The following is a 17011-nucleotide window of genomic DNA, read 5'->3' as shown; positions in this document are numbered from 1 at the left end:
GGGGTGGCTCAGACTCAGCCGATACCGCCGCTGACGCCGATCAGCGCGCCGATCAGGTAGGTCGCGCCGGCCGCCAGCGCGCCGAGCAGCAACTGCCGCAGACCGGCACGCCACCAGGCGCGGTTGGTGAACCGGGCCACGATCGCACCGGCGACGAAGAGGCCGACGCCGCCGACGCCGAGCGCCAGCCAGAGGCTGGTGAAGCCGAGCAGGTACGGCAGCAGCGGCACCAGCGCGCCGATCGAAAAGCAGACGAACGACGAGATCGCTGCGGCCCACGGGCTGGGCTGGTCGTCGGGGTCGACGCCCAGCTCCTCCCGTACGTGCACCCGCAGCGCCTCCTCCGGGTTGGCGCGTACCGCCTCGGCGACCTGTGTCGCCAGTTCGCGGGACAGTCCACGGGCGACCCAAGCGTCTGCGAGTTCCCGGGCCTCGGCCTCCGGGTGGCGTTCCAGCTCGCGCCGCTCCTTGGCCACCTCGGCGGCGACCTGCTCGTTCGCCGACCGGACGCTCGTGTACTCGCCGAGGCCCATCGAGATGGCGCCGGCCACCAGGCCGGCCGCGCCGGTGAGCACCACGCTGCGCGGCGACACCCCGCCGCCGCCCACACCGGCGATCAGCGCGATGTTGGTGACCAGCCCGTCCATCGCGCCGAAGACGGCCGGACGCAGCCAGCCGCCGGAGACGTCCGCGTGGTGCGCCTCGCGCAGTGCCGCAGGGGTGTCGGTCACGGCAGCGTCAGGATCTCGTAGCCGTCGTCGGTCACGACGATGGTGTGCTCGAACTGGGCCGTCCACTTGCGATCCTTGGTGACGACCGTCCAGCCGTCGTCCCACATGTCGTACTGGTAGGTGCCGAGCGTGATCATCGGCTCGACGGTGAACGTCATGCCGGGCTCCATCACGTCGGTGGGGCGCGGGCTGTCGTAGTGCGGCACGTAGAGGCCACTGTGGAACGCCTCGCCGATGCCGTGCCCGGTGAAGTCGCGGACCACGCCGTAGCCGAAGCGCTTCGCGTACGACTCGATCACCCGGCCGATGACGTTGATCTGCCGCCCCGGCGCGATGGCCTTGATGCCGCGCATCATCGCCGTGTGGGTCCGCTCGACCAGCAGGCGGGCCTCCTCGCTCACCTCACCCACGCAGAACGTCGCGTCGGTGTCGCCGTGCACACCGTCCAGGAACGCGGTGACGTCGACGTTGATGATGTCGCCGTCCTGGAGCACCGTGGTGTCCGGGATGCCGTGGCAGATCACCTCGTTGAGGCTGGTGCAGCACGACTTGGGGAAGCCCCGGTAGCCGAGCGTCGACGGGTAGGCGCCGTGGTCGCAGAGGAACTCGTGCACCACCCTGTCGATCTCGTCGGTGGTCACCCCGGGCTTGCAGTGCTCTCCGGCGAGCTGGGTGGCCTGCGCGGCGAGACGCCCGGCCACGCGCATCTTCTCGATGGTCTCCGGCGTCTGCACGTGCGAGCCGCGCCACTCCTGCGGGCGCTTCTTACCCACGTACTCCGGGCGCGGGATGTGGGCGGGAACCGCTCGCCACGGGGAGAGCGTGCCGGGGGTCAGCGGCGCACGGACGGTCATGCTCCAAGCCTATCGCCGGGGCGGATGTGCCCCTCGCCACAGGCCCGCCGGGCAGATTATTGCCGTGCCGCAAACGCTGTGCCATTGTTGCTCCGTGGATCAAGGGGGCGCGGCGCCCGTCTTCTCCGTGACGGCGCAGGTCGACGGCGACCAGGTGCGCGTCCAGGTGACCGGCGAGGTCGACATGGCGACCGCCGACACCATGTTCCAGACCGCGCTCCGCGAGCCTGCCAAGCAGCTCACGCTCGACCTGCGGGCGGTCACCTTCTTCGACTCGGCCGCCATCCACGCGGTGGTCCGGCTCGCGCAGCGGTTCCCGGCCGCGCTCACCGTGCTGCCGTCCCCGCAGGTCCGGCGCGTGCTCGACATCTCCGGCCTGGGCGACCAGGACTGGCTCGCCCGCACCTGACCGCGCGGAACCTGTCCGGATTCCGGAGGCGTGCTCGCCCGTTCCGGCCATTCCCCTACGACTGCGGTGGAATTCTCGCGGCCGTCGAGGTCACGGTGCGCGAACTGTTCGGGTGAACGCGGTCGGGCACCGGACAATGAACGATCTATGCGGGCCAAGGGCTATGTGGCAGCGTCGGTGATCGCCTCCGCGGGGCGCGGGGGCACATCTCCTGGGAGCGCATCACCATGACCGCACCGCATAACCCTGGCTCGTACCCGCCACCGCCCGGTCCCCCGGGCTCCTATCCCCCGCCGCCGCCCGGTCCCCCTGGCGCGTATCCGCCTCCGCCCGGTCAGCCTGGCTTCGGACCGCCGCCGAAGAAGAAGTGGCTCATGCCGGTGCTCATCGGTGTCGCCGTCGTCGTGGTGTTCTGCTGCGGTGGACCGGCCCTGCTCGCCCTGACCGGCGACGACAAGAGCCCCGGCGCGGCCGGCAGCGGCGCTTCCGTCGCCCCTGCTGCTGACGGCGCCGGGCTGGCCTCGACCTCCGCTCCCACCTCGGCCGCCGCACCACCGCCGGTCAAGAGCGAGAAGCCCGCCGACGCGCCGAAGGTCTACCGGATCGGCGACACGGTACGCGGTGGTGACTTCGAATTCACCGCACACAGCATCAAGTGCGGCATCGCCAAGGTCGGCAGTGACTTCCTCAACAAGAAGGCGCAGGGCAGCTTCTGCCGGGTCGTCCTGACCGCGAAGAACGTCACCAAGAAGGCGAAGCTGTTCCACGCCGACGGCACCGTCAGCGCACACGACGGACGCGGCCGGGAGTACGAGGCCGACGGTGAGGCGGCGATCTACGGCAACGAGGACGGCGAGGGCTTCCTCGACGAGATCAACCCGGGGAACGCCGTGAAGGCGAACGTCTACTTCGACGTACCGAAGGGAACGAAGCTGGTGAAGCTGGTGTTCGACGCCGGGCTTTTCACCCTCGCCGAGGACGCGGAGGTCATGCTCTGACCGGCACGCCAGCCTGATCTGGACGACGTCTCCTGTGCCGGAGCAGGTCCAAGGCCCAGTTCCCGGTTGAGAGCTGGGCCTTGGACCGCGACTCGGTTGCCCTCCGGCTAAGAGGCCTCTCCCATCCCGGGCGACAGGCCCTGCCCCGGTTCCGGCCGCCCCGGACCCGACGCGGGGTGCCGCTCTCCCGTCTCCCCCGCGGTGTCCGGGGCGAGATCACGACGCAACGACTCGGCGTCGCGCTTGCGCACCCCGCTCGCCCGGATCGTGTTCACCGCGATGATGGTGAGTTCGTTCGCCACGTTGATGCCGCCGACGCGCAGACCGCTGCGCAACGCCTCCTGGGCCAGACGGAGGGCCGACATCGCGGCCCGCTGGGATCGGGAGGGCCGGTCGGTGGACGGGGACCAGCCCGCAGCGACGGTGCGCGCGGCCTCGGCCAGGCACCGCACGGCCTCGGCGAGCGACGGCGGAACGGGCTCGTCGTCACGGATCGCGCGTTCGAGGTTGAGCGCGACGTCGCGGCTGTGCAGCAGGGACCGGATCATGAGGATGGCGCCGTGCCGCCACCCCTGCAGCGCGCTCTGGTTGTGCCACCGTAGCGGCGAGATGCGGACGACCTCGTCGGCTGCCGACAGCACGGTCTCCACGTCCGAGGTGTCGAGCCGGCGCAGGGTGTCGAGGACCTGACGGGCCAGCTCGGCGTCCCGGGCCAGGGCCGCGTCGGCCAGGCGGTCCAGCCCGGCGGCCATCTGGTTGAGCAGGGGCCGGCCGGCCCGCCGGATCCGGTAGATCGGGTTCAGGGGCAGCACCACGACCGCGACCAGGATGCCGACCGCCCCACCGACGACGCCGTCGAGGAAGCGGGGCAGCGCGATGTCGGTCCGGGCCGGGAACAGCACGGCGATCACCATCGCGCTGCCGCCGACCTGGGTGACGAACGCGCCCTCGTCGCTGAGCAGGACGGCGACGAGGATCGCGGCGGCGACGATGACGCCGATCTGTACGTATCCCTGCCCGACCCAGGAGACCAGCAGGTCGCCCAGCATGATGCCCACCGCCACGCCGGCGACCAGCAGCAGCGTACGGCGGAAGCGCTGGCTCACCGAACTGGCGATGGTGCCGACCGCGACGGCGGGCGCGAACAGCGGTTGCGGGTTGTGGATCAGGTCCTTCGCGACCCACCACGCGACTGCGGCGGCCACCCCGCACTGCACCGCCACGAGCAGGCTCAACCGCACCCGCCGCAGCCGATCCCGCACAGTGTCCCGGCCGGTACGGCGAATCGCCGTCCACGCCGCACCTACCGGGTCGTTCCCGCTGCCGTGGGAAGGACGGAACGGCTCACGCCCCATGAGGCGATCCTAGTAATTTCGCCGCATTTGATCCGCTTTACGCGGCAAACAGCCTCAGTCCCGGTCGGTCAGCCGGCGGCGCAGCGTCAACTCGGTGCCCTCCTCGGTACGGGTCACGTTCATCTCCCCCAGCGCCTGGATCAGCGCCAGCCCGCGTCCCCGGAAGCTCGACCCGCTCGACTCCCGCCAGCGCCCGCTGTCCCGGATGGTCGCGGTGACCGTGCGGTCGGCGATCGTCACCTCGACCTCGATCGTCGGTTCCGCCGGGTCGACCGGGTGTTCGATCGCGTTCGCCGCCGCCTCGGACACCGCCACCGTCAGGTCGAACAGGTCGGTCTCGCCGACCTGGTGGGCGACGAGGAAGTCCTCCAGCCGCTTGCGCAGCACGCTGAGCCGGGTCGGGTCGGCGGGCAGGCGCAGCGCGAACCGGTTCAGTTCGGCCGCCTCCAGCGCGAGCACCGCCACGTCGTCGTGCCGGGACCGCCCGGCCACCCGGGCCATGACGGCGTCGACCAAATCCGCCACGTGCCCGGCGCGCGTCGACGCGTCCGCCCGCAACTGGCCCAGCCCGGCGTCGATGCCGGCGGAGCGGTCCTCGATCAGGCCGTCGGTGTAGAGCAGGAGCCGGTGGCCCGGGGCGATCTCCCCCTCGGCGGCCGGGTAGACGGCGCCGGGGATCGCGCCGATCGGCGGTCCGAGGGCCCGATCGTGCAGGAACGCCACGTCGTCTCCTCGGATCAGCAGGGGTGAGGGGTGGCCCGCGCTGGCGTACCGGATCCGCCCGGTGCGCGGGGAGAAGCCGAGGCAGACCACTGTGGCGAAGGAGCCGCTGCCGGCGGAGTGGACCAGCCGGTTGAGCCGGGTCAGCGCCTCCCCCGGGTCGTAGCCCTCCAGGACGTACGCCCGCAGCGCGTTGCGGAGCTGGCCCATCGCCGCGGCGGCCCGCACGCCCTTGCCCACCACGTCGCCGATGACGAGCACCAGGTCGTCGTCGGGGGTGGCCATCACGTCGTACCAGTCGCCGCCGACCTCCACGTCGGCGCTGCCTGGCAGATAGCGGCTGGCCACCACCGCGCCGGGCAGCTGCGGCAGCGTACGTGGCAGCAGGCTGTGCTGGAGCGTGGTGGCGATGTGGTGCTCGGCCTCGTAGAGCTGGGCGTTCTCCAGCCGTACGCCGACCAGCCGGGCCAGCTCGGTCAGCGCCGCCTCCTCGGTGCCGCCGCCCTCCCGGCGCCACACCAGCAGCTCGCCGAGCTGCTCGCCGGAGGTGCCGGTGAGCGGCAGCACGACGCTCGGCTCGGCGGGCAGGTCGCCGCCGGCGTCCTCCTCGTGGCGGGCCCCGGTGGCGGTGACCCGGACCCGTCCGGCCTCGGCCAGGCGCAGCGCGTGCCGGGCGGCCACCCGTACCACCTCGGCGGTGGACCGGGCGGTGTTGATCTCCACGGCGGCGTCGGCGAGTGCCCGCAGCCGGCGGATGATCTGCCCGCGCAACTGGCCCAGCTCGACGTTGGCCCGCACCCGGGCCACCAGCTCCTGACTGGAGAACGGCTTGGTCAGGTAGTCGTCCGCGCCGGTGGACAGGCCGGCGACCTCCTCGGCGGCGCCGGCCCGCGCGGAGAGCAGCACGATCGGCACGTGCCGGGTGGCCGGCTCGGCCCGCAACGCGGCGACCAGCCCGAAGCCGTCCAGCCGGGGCATCATCACGTCGGTCAGCACCAGGTCGAACGGGGTCTCGACGGCCAGCCGCAGCGCCTCCACGCCGTCCGGCACGGCCACCACCTCGTACGCCGGGGAGAGGAGCCGGCAGACGTGCTCGCGCAGGTCGGGGTTGTCGTCGGCGAACAGGATGCGGCCGGACCCACCCGGCGAGCCGGACGGCTCCGGCAGGCCGGTGGGACGGGCCACCTCGTCGGTCCAGAGTGCCGTCTCGGCGACGTACAGGCGGGCCTGCTCCGGTTCGCTGAGCGGCACCGGCGACAGCGCGGCCACCCGGTCGGCGGGCAGGTGCGCGTACCCGAACGGCAGTGTCACGGTGAACGTGGTGCCGCGGTCGACGACGCTGCGCGCGGTCACCGTGCCGCCGTGCATCTCGACCAGCTCGCGGACCAGCGCGAGCCCGATGCCGGTGCCCTCGTGGGTACGGGAGCGGGCGCCGGCCACCCGGTGGAACCGCTCGAAGACCTGCGGCAGTTCCTCCGGCGCGATGCCGACGCCGGTGTCGGACACCTCCAGGACGGCGGCGCCGTCGGTCGCGCGGACCCGGACCCGGATCTCGCCGTCGAAGGTGAACTTGACCGCGTTCGACACCAGGTTGAGGACGATCTTCTCCCACATGTCCCGGTCGACGTAGACCGGCGCGGGCAGCGGCGGGCAGTCCACCACCAGGCGCAGCCCGGCCCGCTCGGTGGCCGAGCGGAACGTGCTGGCCAGCCGGGACGTGTGGTCGGACAGGTCGGTGGGCTGGTAGCGGGCGGCCAGGCGGCCGGACTCCAGCCGGGAGAAGTCGAGCACCGTGTTGACCAGCTTGAGCAGGCGCAGCCCGTTGCGGTGCATGACGGTGAGCCGGTCGAGGTAGCGGTCCGGCAGCTCCCGGTCGGCGAGCATCTCCTCCATCGGTCCGAGCACCAGCGTGAGCGGGGTACGGAACTCGTGGCTCACGTTGGCGAAGAAGTTGGTCTTGGCGCGGTCCAGCGCGGCCAGCTCGGCGGCGCGGGCGCGTTCCTGCTCGTACGCCCGCTGCTTGCCCACGGCCCGGGACACCTGCGCGGCGACCAGGTCGACGAAGTCGCGGTAGTCGTCGGTGAACGGCAGCCGGCGCGACACCCCGAGCAGCAGTACGCCGGCCGGCTCGTTCGTGGCCGTCAGCGGCAGCAGGAGCGCCTGGTCGGCGGCGTCCGGCGGCACCGCGCCCGGCAGCTCGGCGGTGGCGATCCAGCGCGGCTCGGTGAACGGCTCGCCGTCGGGCAGGCCGGGCGGCGGACCGGCGACGGTGGCCGGATCCACGCCCGAGCAGCCGCCCGGCACGAGTGTGCCGCGCTCGTCGGCGAACCACAGCGCGCTGAACGGCACGTCGGCGCGGTGGGCGTCGAGCACCCGGGTGACGGCTTGGCCCAATTCGAGCAGGCCCGGCACGTCGCCCAGCTCGTTGCCCAGCTCGGCGAGGGCGCGCAGCCGGCGCTCGCCGAGCACCCGGCCGGTGGTCTCGTTGACGAAGCAGAACAGACCGCCGACGGTGCCGTCGGCGCTGCGGATCGGGTCGTACGAGACGTCGAAGTAGACGTCCTCCAGGAAACCGTGGCGGTCGAGCACGAAGGGGTGGTTCTCGCCCCGGTACGGCACGCCGGTGCGGCGCACGCCGTCCAGCAGCGGGCCGAGCACGTCCCAGGTCTCCGCCCAGTGCCGCCGGGCGGGCTGCCCGATCACGGCCGGGTGCTTGTCGCCGATGGTCGGCCGGTAGGCGTCGTTGTAGAAGGCCAGGTGCTCCTCGCCCCAGAAGACGACCATCTGGGCGCGGGACGACAGCATGGTGCTCACGGCGTGGCACAGCGCCGCGGGCCAGCGGTCCGGGCTGCCGAGGGCGGTGGTGGACCAGTCGAAGCCGCGCAGCCGGCCGCCCATCTCACCGCCGGCGGCGAACGCCGCGGCGAGCAGCGGCGGTAGTGACGCCTCGCCGGCCGCGGGGGACGAACGACCGTCCTCCCCGCCCCCGTGGGCCGAGCTCATGTAGCCTCCCGCTCCGGCCATGATCGTGACGGCCGGCGATGCTCCGCCGACCGTCCCCGCCTACTACCCCGACGGAGGAGCAACGTAACGCACCCGCACCGTTCGACGCTGGTTACCTCGGCCTCATCCTGGCGTAACCGACGGCCCGGTGCGACTCGGGCGGTCACCGCCCCGGCGACGGGACCGCCGATCCGCCCGTCCCCACCTACGAAACGCGGGTGTGTGATCTGGCCGACACGGCGGCCCGGACCAGCGCGACCACCGGCCGCGGATCCGGTTCGTTCTCCGGATGCCACTGCACCCCGAGCACGAAGCGCCGCGCCGGATCCTCCACCGCCTCGATCACCCCGTCGCCGGCCCAGCCGGTGACCGCCAGGCCGCCGGGGTCGGCCACCGCCTGATGGTGGTACGAGTTGACCCGGTCCACGCCGGCCATCACCCGCCCGGCCAGGCTGTCCTCGGCGAAGCGCACCGGATGCGACCCGTAGACGCCCGGCGCGGGACGGTGCCCGTCGTGCCCGACCACGTCCGGCAGGTGCTGGTGCAGCAGACCGCCGTACGCCACGGCGAGCAACTGCATGCCCCGGCACACGCCCAGCACGGGCAGGTCGGCGGCGAGCGCGGCGGTCAGCAACGTCGTCTCCCCGGCGTCGCGCTCCGGCCGGCTCTCGGTGCGCGGGTCCGGCGGCTCGCCGTACCGCTCCGGGCCGACGTCCGCGCCGCCGGCCAGCAGCAGCCCGTCCAGCAGCCCCAGCACGTCCGCGTCGAGATCGTCAGGGGGCAGCACCACGGCCCGGCCGCCGGCAGCGGTGACCGCCCGGACGTACGCGTGCGGCACGAGCGTCGCCGGTACGTCCCGCCACACCGCCCAGCCGGCCGGCTCGACGTACGCGGTGATGCCGATGACCGGCCTTCTCGCGCTCACAGTGCGCGCTCTCACAGGGGTGTGACGTAGGCGCCGGTGATGCCGCCGTCGACGACGAACTGCGCGGCGGTCATGAACGACGCGTCGTCGCTGGCGAGGAACGCCACGGCTGCGGCGATCTCGGTCGGATCGCCGAACCGGCCCATCGGCACGTGCACCAGCCGCCGGGCGGCCCGCTCCGGGTCCTTGGCGAACAGCTCCAGCAGCAGCGGCGTGGCCACCGGCCCGGGGCACAGCGCGTTGACCCGGATGCCCTCGCGGGCGAACTGCACGCCCAGCTCCCGGGTCATCGCCAGCACCCCGCCCTTGCTCGCCGTGTACGCGATCTGCGACGTGGCCGCGCCCATCAGCGCCACGAACGAGGCGGTGTTGATGATCGAGCCCTTGCCCTGCCGGCGCATGTGCGGGATGACGTACTTGCAGCACAGGTAGACGCTCGTGGTGTTGACCCGCAGCACCCGCTCCCATGCGTCCAGGCCGGTCTCCAGGATCGAGTCGTCGTCCGGCGGCGAGATGCCGGCGTTGTGGAACGACACGTCCACCCGGCCGTGCCGCTCCACCACCCCGTCGAACAGGTCGCGGACCGCCGTCTCGTCGGCCACGTCGGCGGCCACGAACTCGCCGCCCACCTCCTGCGCGGCCCGGGTGCCGGCGTCGGCGTCGATGTCCACGCACACCACCCGGGCGCCCTCGGCGGCGAAACGCCGTACGGTGGCCAGCCCGATGCCGCTGCCCGCGCCGGTCACCACCGCCACCCGGTCGGAAAGCCGTCCCTGCACTGTGATCACTCCTCGGTGCCGATGAACACGTTCTTGACGTCGGTGAAGGCGTGCAGCGCGTCCGGACCCAGCTCCCGGCCGAGGCCGGAGCGCTTCATCCCGCCGAACGGGGTCCAGTAGCGCACCGAGGAGTGCGAGTTGACGCTGAGGTTGCCCGACTCGACCGCGCGGGCCACCCGCACCGCCCGCCCGACGTCCCGGGTCCAGATCGAGCCGGAGAGCCCGTACTCGGTGTCGTTGGCGAGCCGGATCGCGTCCGCCTCGTCGTCGAACGGCAGCACCGAGACGACCGGGCCGAATATCTCCTCCCGCCAGTGCCGGTCGGCCGGGGAGCCGGCGAGCAGCACCGTCGGGGCGTGCCAGAAGCCGGGGCCGTCGGGGCACGAGCCGGTGAAGGCCACGTCCGCCCCGTCGACGTACCCGGCGACCCGGTCCCGGTGCGCGGCGGAGATCAGCGGGCCCATCTCGGCCGTGTCCCGGGACGGGTCCTCCACCCGCACCGCCCGTACGGCTGGTTCGAGCAGTTCCAGGAACCTGTCGTACGCCTGGCGCTGGACCAGGATCCGGGAGCGGGCGCAGCAGTCCTGGCCGGCGTTGTCGAAGACCGCGTACGGCGCGGTGGCCGCCGCCTTCTCCAGGTCCGCGTCGGCGAAGACGATGTTCGCCGACTTGCCGCCCAGCTCCAGCGTCACCCGCTTCACCTGGGCGGCGCAGCCGGCCATGATCCGGGTACCGACCTCGGTCGAGCCGGTGAAGCAGATCTTGCGGACCGCCGGGTGGGTGACGAACCGTTCGCCGACCACGCTGCCCCGGCCGGGCAGCACTGTGAACACGCCCTCGGGCAGGCCGGCGTCGCGGGCCAGCTCGGCCAGGCGCAGCGCGGTGAGCGGGGTCAGCTCGGCCGGTTTCAGCACCACCGTGTTGCCGGCGGCGAGCGCCGGGGCGAATCCCCAGCCGGCGATCGGCATCGGGAAGTTCCACGGCACGATCACGCCGACCACGCCCAACGGCTCGTGGAACGTGACGTCGAGCCCACCGGGCACCGGGATCTGGTGCCCGGTCAGCCGCTCCGGCGCGCCCGCGTAGTAGTCGAGCACGTCGCGGACGTTGCCCGCCTCCCAGCGCGCGTTGCCGATGGTGTGCCCGGCGTTGCGCACCTCAAGGAGCGCCAGTTCCTCCAGGTGCGCGTCGACCTGTGCGGCGAACCGCCGCAGCAGCCGCCCCCGATCCCCGGGCGCCACCCGACGCCACCCCTCGAACGCGGCGGAAGCCCGCGCGACGGCCGCGTCCACGTCGTCAACGGAGCACCCCGGAACGACCCCGATACCGGCCCCGTCGACGGGCGAAATCACCTCACCCACGCGCGTCCCCCTCCCCCTCGCCCCCGCGATCTTGCACTTGCCGCCCCGGCAAAAGTCGCATGACACCCGCACCCGGGGCCGCAAGTGCAAGATCGGCGCGGAGACTGGGGGCGGACACCTCAGAGGCGTTCGAAGCCACGGGTCAGTTCCCAGTCCGTCACGGCGGCGTCGAAGGCGGTCAGCTCGACCTTCGCCTGGTTGGCGTAGTGGTCGGCCACCTCGTCGCCGAACGCCTCCCGGGCCACTGTCGAACGCTGCCACAGGTCCAGCGCGTCGCGCAGCGTGGTCGGCACCCGCTCGGCGTCCGGGTCGTCGTACGCGTTGCCGGTGCACTCGTCGGCCAGCTCCAGCTCGTTCTCGATGCCGTGCACCGCGCCGGCCACCAGCGCGGCGATCGCCAGGTACGGGTTCACGTCGGCCCCCGGCACCCGGTTCTCCACCCGCATCCCCTGCCCGTGCCCGACCAGCCGCAGCGCACAGGTGCGGTTGTCGGTGCCCCAGCGCAACGCGGTCGGCGCGAACGAGCCGGGCTGGTAACGCTTGTAGGAGTTGATGTTCGGCGCGAAGAACAGGCTGAACTCGCGCATGGTGGCCAGCAGCCCGGCCAGCACCCGCTGCCCGGTGACGCTCAGGTGCGCCGGCCCGTCGCCCAGCATGGCCGAGGAGCCGGACGCGTCGCGCAGCGAGAAGTGGATGTGGCAGGAGTTGCCCTCCCGCTCGTTCGGCTTGGCCATGAACGTGATCGACATGCCCTCCTGGGCGGCGATCTCCTTCGCGCCGTTCTTGTAGATGACGTGGTGGTCGGCGCAGCGCACCGCCTCGTCGTACCGGAACGCGATCTCGTGCTGGCCGAGGTTGCACTCGCCCTTCGCGCTCTCCGGGGTCAGCCCGGCGCCGGCCATCTCGGTGCGGATGCGGCGCAGCAGCGGCTCGACCCGGGCGGTGCCCAGCAGCGAGTAGTCCACGTTGTACTGGTTGGCCGGGGTCAGGTCGCGGTAGCCACGCTGCCACGCCTCCTCGTACGAGTCGCGGTAGAGCACGAACTCCAGCTCGGTGCCCGCGTACGCGGTGAGCCCGTGCGCGGCCAGCCGGTCGAGCTGCCTGCGCAGGATCTGCCGGGGCGAGGCGACCACCGGGCCGGAGCCGTCCAGCCACTCCAGGTCGGCGAGCAGCAGCACGGACCCGGGCTGCCAGGGCGTCCGGCGCAGCGTCTCCAGGTCGGGGCGCATGGCGAAGTCGCCGTAGCCGCGTTCCCAGCTCGACATCGCGTACCCGTCGACGGTGTTCATGTCGACGTCCACGGCGAGCAGGTAGTTGCAGCCCTCGCTGCCGTTCGCGACCACCTGGTCGAGGAAGTAGGGCGCGTGGAACCGCTTGCCCTGCAGGCGCCCCTGCATGTCGGTGAGGCCGAGCACCACCGTGTCGATCTCACCCTCGGCGACGGCGACCCGCAACTGTTCCAGCGAGAGCGGCGTTGGTTTCATCAGGGGCCTCCATCACCAAGGTCTACTGGCAAACCGGATCACCGTCAATGCCCCGGCGGGGCCGGGTGCGAAACCGAGGAGAGCGCATGCGCCGTCGTACCGTCGCGGTCGTGGCCGGCGACGACCGCATCCTCCGCTTCCCGCCCGCCCACCGCCGCGCCACGAGCTGACCCTGGGGTACGCGGACAGCCCACCCGGCGTCAGCCACGAACCCGCGCCCAGTCCAGGAAACGGCGGTGCAGGTCCGGCGCGTGGTCGGGATTCAACTGGGCGAGTTGTTCCCGCGCCTCGGCCATCAGCCCGCCGAGATGGAGCAGCAGCGCGGTGCGGTCCTCCCGGTACTCGACGAGTAGCGACAGCCGGGCCGGCTGGCAGGGCCACTCCGCGCCGCAGTTGCGGCACCGCCAGAGCGGACGCATAGGCAGGTGCGGAACCACGCGACGGCCCATCACCGCAGCCTTCGAGCGATTGCACGCGCCTCGTCGTCGCTGAGCGGAAGGAACCAGAAGAACCGCCTGACGATCTCGGGCGGTTCGGGCCCCTCGACTCGGCCACGCAGATCCCGGATCGCGCCGCGCACGAGGAACGCCATCATCCGGATGAGCGCTGCCGGATCGAGCTGATCGCGCGGAATGCGACGCAGAGTGGGACACGGCCACGGCTCCTGACAGCGCTCGCATTTCCAGTCCGGCTGGTACCCGATGTGCCCGATGGCGCTGAGGACACCGACCAGAGCCGTCACCAACGGCCCCCGTTCGCCCGCCACTCCTGCGCCCGTGTCAGACGACCGGGGCTGCCCGGGCGAACCGTGGGAAACACCCGGGTCGGCTCGCGCATCCACGCCGGCAGGTTGCTGCCGGGGTCGCGCTTCGGCAGGGTGGGCAGCTCCCGGGTACGGCACCGGAACCATCGGACACGCACATCGGCCTCCTCGTTGTATGGAGGGGGCCGCCCGGCATCGTCGGGACCGGGCGGCCCCGGGCTGGAATCCGCCCGTGCTCGCCTGCGACGAGCGGATCCGCATGCGTGACAGTCTGGTGAGGACACCGCTACGGTCGGAAGGCATCGAGCCTGGTCACGGCGCACGAGTGAAGCACCGGGCCGGCCGGCAGATGTCGAATGAAGTTCACGCACGGACTGTGGAGGAACTGTGGAGGAACCGACAGCCGATCTCATCCGATCGCAGCTCCGCCGCCTACGGAACGTTGCCGGTCTCAATCAGGAGGAATTCGGCCGGTTGGTCCACTACTCGCCGTCAATGGTGTCCGCCGTCGAAACCGGCAGCCGTCCGTACGACCGGCTCTTCTTGGCTCGTGCCGACGAGGTGCTGAACTCCGGCGGCCTGCTGGTGTCCCTGCTCAAGATGGCCGAACGCGAGGGCTTGCCGTCCTGGCTCCGACCATGGCTCGATGCCGAACGCAACGCTCGACAGCTCCGGTGCTTCCACCCGACTCTCGTTCCAGCCCTGCTTCAGACGGAGAACTACGCCCGAGCGGTGATTCGCTGTGACGACCTACTCAGCGATGCCGACGTGGAGAGCCGCGTGGCAGCCCGCATGGATCGCCAGGAAGTCCTGCGGCAGCCGTCTCCGCCCCAGCTCGTCGCTGTACTCGACGAGGGAATGCTGCACCGCCGCGAAGAGAGCTTCCGTGGGCTGATGGCTCAGCAGATCGAGCACCTGGTCGTCTGTGCCGAGCGCCCGCACATCAGTATTCACGTGCTTCCACTACAGGTCGGGTTGCACATCGGCTTGTCCGGTCCGTTCACTCTGGCGAGAGGCGCGGAGGGCGGTTGGGTCGCCAGCATGGAATGCCAGCTCACCACGAGCGTGATCGACGGTGACGCCGACGTGGCTACGCTTCTGTCGAGATGGGAGATGATCCGGAGTGAAGCTTTGCCCCGCCGGCAGTCTCTCGAGCTTCTGAAAGAGGTGGAGACGTCATGGATGTGAGCGGCGCGACCTGGCGAAAGGCGACCCGGAGTGGCAACACCGACTGCGTCGAGGTGGCTGACAACCTGACGGAAGTGGTGCTGGTACGCGACTCCAAGGACCGGGACGGCGGGACGCTCCACGTCACCCCGACATCGTGGCGGTCGTTCGTCACACTGGCCAAGCAGATGGGGCCTGCGACCTGACCGACAAAGCCATCGCCAAGATCTCCGGACAGCCCAGCGCTCACATCGGCTGGACCCAGGCGGCTCGCCACTGCGGGGACGGGTCCTGGCCGAGGCTGGTCCAGTACTCCCGGCCCTCGACGATCCGCCCGTCGCGCACGGTCCAGAACGACGCGACCCGGTGCACGCCCATCCCCTCGTGCGGCACCTCCACCTCGGACACCACCGTCTCCCCGGACGCCACCACCCGCAGTACCCGGATCGACCAGCCCTCCGGGTACTCGGCGTTGATCTTCACGTAATTGTCGCGGCCCACGATCCGCTCGGCGCTGGCCGGCCACTCCACCACCACGTCGTCGGCCAGCAGCTCGCCGACACCGGTCCAGTCGCGGGCCTGCATGCGATCCCACAGCGCGCGTACCACCGCTTCCGCATTCATAGGCCGGATCATGGCAGGCCCCACCGACAGCTACGACGGCTCGGCGGGCTCCGGCTCCGGATCCGCCTGGTCGACGGTACGGCGCGGGCCGGTGAACCACTTGCGGGCCGAGGCGTACCACCAGATGGCGACGCCGAGCAGCACGCCACCGATCGCGATCGGCGCGTAGTTCACCGCCGTCCAGCTGAAGTCGGGATTGCCGGGCACACCGGCCGGGACGATGGGCAGCACGAAGTAGACCGAGATGACGGCGATCTCGACCACCGCGATCCAGCCGAGCAGCTTGTAGCGCCGGCCCAGGGTCCACGGGCCCGGAGTGAACCGGTCGCCCATCCGCAGCCGCAGGAAGATCGGGATGATGAAGGACAGGTACAGCCCGATCACCGCGACCGAGACCACCGCGTAGAACGCGACCGGGATGCCGCCGCGCTGGTAGAGCGCGGGCAGCGTGAGCACCAGCCCGGCCAGCGTCGCGCCGATGATGGCGTTCACCGGCGTGCCGTTGCGGTTGACTGTCGACCAGAGCCGCCAGCCGGGCACCGCCCGGTCGCGGCTGAACGCGTACGCCATCCGCGACATCGACGTCACGCAGCTCATGCCGCAGAAGAACTGCCCGATGGTGGAGATGATGATGACGGCCTTGAAGAAGAACGGCGTCAGCGCGGTCTCGAAGATCGCCCCGGAGAAGCCGCCCGCCTCGTTTATCGCGTCCACGTCGGTGGCGGCGAACAGGAACGCCAGCAGCAGGATCCAGCCGCCCACCGCCGAGTAGAAGATCGACCGCCACAGCCCCTGCGCGGCGGCCTTCGACGCGCCCCGGGTCTCCTCCGAGACGTGCGCGCAGGCGTCGAAGCCGGTGATCGTGTACTGCGTGAGCAGGAAGCCCAGCGGCAGCACGTAGAACCAGAACGCCAGCCCGCCGGTGTCACCGTCGCCGAAGCCGGAGTTGTTGAACCGCTCGGTGAAGACGAACTGGAAGCTCTGGTGCTTGTCCGGGACCAGGACCAGGATCAGCACCACGGCGGCCGCGCCGGCCACGTGCCACCAGACCGAGACGTTCTGGAGTACGTCGATGATGTGGTGCCCGTAGATGTTGATCAGCCCGTGCAGCGCGAGGATCACCACGAACAGCCCGAACGTCTGGTGCCCGGTCCCGGCCCAGCCGTCGAACAGCGCCGACAGCGTCAGGTTGAGGAACGTGGCGCAGCCGTAGTCGACCGACGCGGTCACCGCTACCAGCCCGATCAGGTTGAGCCAGCCGGTGAACCAGCCGTGCACCGGCCGGCCCATGGTCGCCGCCCACCAGTAGATCCCGCCCGCTGTCGGGTACGCGGACACCAGCTCGGCCAGGCAGAAGCCGATGATCAGGATGAACAGGGAGATCAGCGGCCAGCCCCAGGAGATCGCCACCGGGCCGCCGTTGTTCCACGCCTGGCCGAACGTGGTGAAGCAGCCGGCCAGGATCGAGATGATGGAGAACGAGATCGCGAAGTTGGAGAAGCCGCTCCACTTGCGGCGCAGCTCCTGCTTGTAGCCGAGTTCGGCGAGTCGTCGGGCGTCGTCGTCCATCGGCTGCTCGGCGGTCGGCGCGGGCGTCGTGGCCACTGCACACCTCCTCGAGGCGATCCTCGTGCGAGTGCTCGCAGTGTGCTCCCAGCCGATCAAGCCGGTCAATACGTACCCCGGTAATTGCGTTGTGGCCGGATCCCGCCGCGGGCATCATTGTGGGCGTGACCAGGCCCGACCCGACGGGCCGGCACCGGGCGCTCGGCAACGCCCGGTCCGCGGCGGCGCGCGGCGTCCACCTCTCTCTCACTGATGTACGGCGATCGGCCGTA

General features: G+C 71.5%; 16 protein-coding genes. 4 read left to right on the top strand and 12 right to left on the bottom strand.

The genetic code is table 11. The features are described from left to right. Positions 1–14: 14 nt before the first annotated feature. Both AB0B20_RS01960 and map read right to left on the bottom strand, forming a co-directional pair. On the bottom strand, positions 15–731 hold the full coding sequence (locus AB0B20_RS01960) for a VIT1/CCC1 transporter family protein (RefSeq protein WP_357467345.1): 717 nt from the start codon (positions 729–731) through the stop codon (positions 15–17). Further along, on the bottom strand, positions 728–1585 hold the full coding sequence (gene map, locus AB0B20_RS01955; RefSeq protein ID WP_357382433.1) for a type I methionyl aminopeptidase: 858 nt from the start codon (positions 1583–1585) through the stop codon (positions 728–730). The genes AB0B20_RS01960 and map overlap by 4 nt, the downstream gene beginning before the upstream one ends. Positions 1586–1679: 94 nt before the next feature. On the opposite strand from map, the gene AB0B20_RS01950 reads away from it, so the two are divergent. Then, positions 1680–1994: an STAS domain-containing protein gene (locus AB0B20_RS01950; RefSeq protein WP_357382431.1), complete on the top strand. Its 315-nt coding sequence runs from the start codon at positions 1680–1682 to the stop codon at positions 1992–1994. A gap of 374 nt (positions 1995–2368) precedes the next feature. Next, positions 2369–2992 carry a DUF4352 domain-containing protein gene (locus tag AB0B20_RS01945; RefSeq protein ID WP_357382429.1) on the top strand — a complete coding sequence of 208 codons (624 nt, stop codon included), beginning with the start codon at positions 2369–2371 and terminating at the stop codon, positions 2990–2992. 107 nt (positions 2993–3099) lie between these two features. Here the strand turns inward: AB0B20_RS01945 and AB0B20_RS01940 are convergent, their stop codons facing one another. The 8 genes from AB0B20_RS01940 to AB0B20_RS01905 all read right to left on the bottom strand — a co-directional run bounded on the left by AB0B20_RS01940 (position 3100) and on the right by AB0B20_RS01905 (position 13361). After that, positions 3100–4347, bottom strand: a complete 1248-nt coding sequence (locus AB0B20_RS01940) for an FUSC family protein (RefSeq protein ID WP_357382427.1) — start codon at positions 4345–4347, stop codon at positions 3100–3102. Positions 4348–4401: 54 nt separating this feature from the next. Next, positions 4402–8070: a SpoIIE family protein phosphatase gene (locus tag AB0B20_RS01935; protein ID WP_357467341.1), complete on the bottom strand. Its 3669-nt coding sequence runs from the start codon at positions 8068–8070 to the stop codon at positions 4402–4404. 205 nt (positions 8071–8275) lie between these two features. Then, positions 8276–8995 (bottom strand): gamma-glutamyl-gamma-aminobutyrate hydrolase family protein, encoded by a 720-nt coding sequence (locus tag AB0B20_RS01930; RefSeq protein WP_357382423.1) that lies wholly within the window; start codon positions 8993–8995, stop codon positions 8276–8278. Between the two features lie 11 nt (positions 8996–9006). Continuing rightward, positions 9007–9774 (bottom strand): 3-oxoacyl-ACP reductase, encoded by a 768-nt coding sequence (locus AB0B20_RS01925; RefSeq protein WP_357382421.1) that lies wholly within the window; start codon positions 9772–9774, stop codon positions 9007–9009. A gap of 5 nt (positions 9775–9779) precedes the next feature. Further along, complete coding sequence (locus tag AB0B20_RS01920; protein ID WP_357382419.1) at positions 9780–11135, bottom strand: aldehyde dehydrogenase family protein; 1356 nt, start codon at positions 11133–11135, stop codon at positions 9780–9782. A 119-nt stretch (positions 11136–11254) separates the two neighbouring features. After that, positions 11255–12619, bottom strand: coding sequence for a glutamine synthetase family protein (locus AB0B20_RS01915; protein ID WP_357382416.1), 1365 nt, complete (start codon positions 12617–12619; stop codon positions 11255–11257). A gap of 200 nt (positions 12620–12819) precedes the next feature. Further along, positions 12820–13068 (bottom strand): flavin reductase, encoded by a 249-nt coding sequence (locus AB0B20_RS01910; RefSeq protein ID WP_357382414.1) that lies wholly within the window; start codon positions 13066–13068, stop codon positions 12820–12822. After that, positions 13068–13361: a hypothetical protein gene (locus tag AB0B20_RS01905; RefSeq protein WP_225980672.1), complete on the bottom strand. Its 294-nt coding sequence runs from the start codon at positions 13359–13361 to the stop codon at positions 13068–13070. The genes AB0B20_RS01910 and AB0B20_RS01905 overlap by 1 nt, the downstream gene beginning before the upstream one ends. 408 nt (positions 13362–13769) lie before the next feature. On the opposite strand from AB0B20_RS01905, the gene AB0B20_RS01900 reads away from it, so the two are divergent. Continuing rightward, positions 13770–14570 (top strand): helix-turn-helix transcriptional regulator, encoded by an 801-nt coding sequence (locus AB0B20_RS01900; protein ID WP_357382412.1) that lies wholly within the window; start codon positions 13770–13772, stop codon positions 14568–14570. Next, complete coding sequence (locus AB0B20_RS01895; RefSeq protein WP_357382410.1) at positions 14561–14755, top strand: DUF397 domain-containing protein; 195 nt, start codon at positions 14561–14563, stop codon at positions 14753–14755. Before AB0B20_RS01900 ends, AB0B20_RS01895 begins: the two co-directional genes overlap by 10 nt. 40 nt (positions 14756–14795) lie before the next feature. Here AB0B20_RS01895 and AB0B20_RS01890 read toward each other — a convergent pair whose 3' ends face one another. Beyond that, on the bottom strand, positions 14796–15173 hold the full coding sequence (locus AB0B20_RS01890) for a nuclear transport factor 2 family protein (protein ID WP_357382407.1): 378 nt from the start codon (positions 15171–15173) through the stop codon (positions 14796–14798). 30 nt (positions 15174–15203) lie between these two features. Next, positions 15204–16778, bottom strand: a complete 1575-nt coding sequence (locus AB0B20_RS01885) for an amino acid permease (RefSeq protein WP_357467337.1) — start codon at positions 16776–16778, stop codon at positions 15204–15206. Positions 16779–17011 lie beyond the last annotated feature (233 nt).

It is taken from the genome of Micromonospora sp. NPDC049151 (assembly GCF_040648395.1).
GTDB lineage: Bacteria > Actinomycetota > Actinomycetes > Mycobacteriales > Micromonosporaceae > Micromonospora.
The sequence above is the reverse complement of the archived record's forward strand: the minus strand, read 5'-3'. Positions and strand labels throughout refer to the sequence as shown.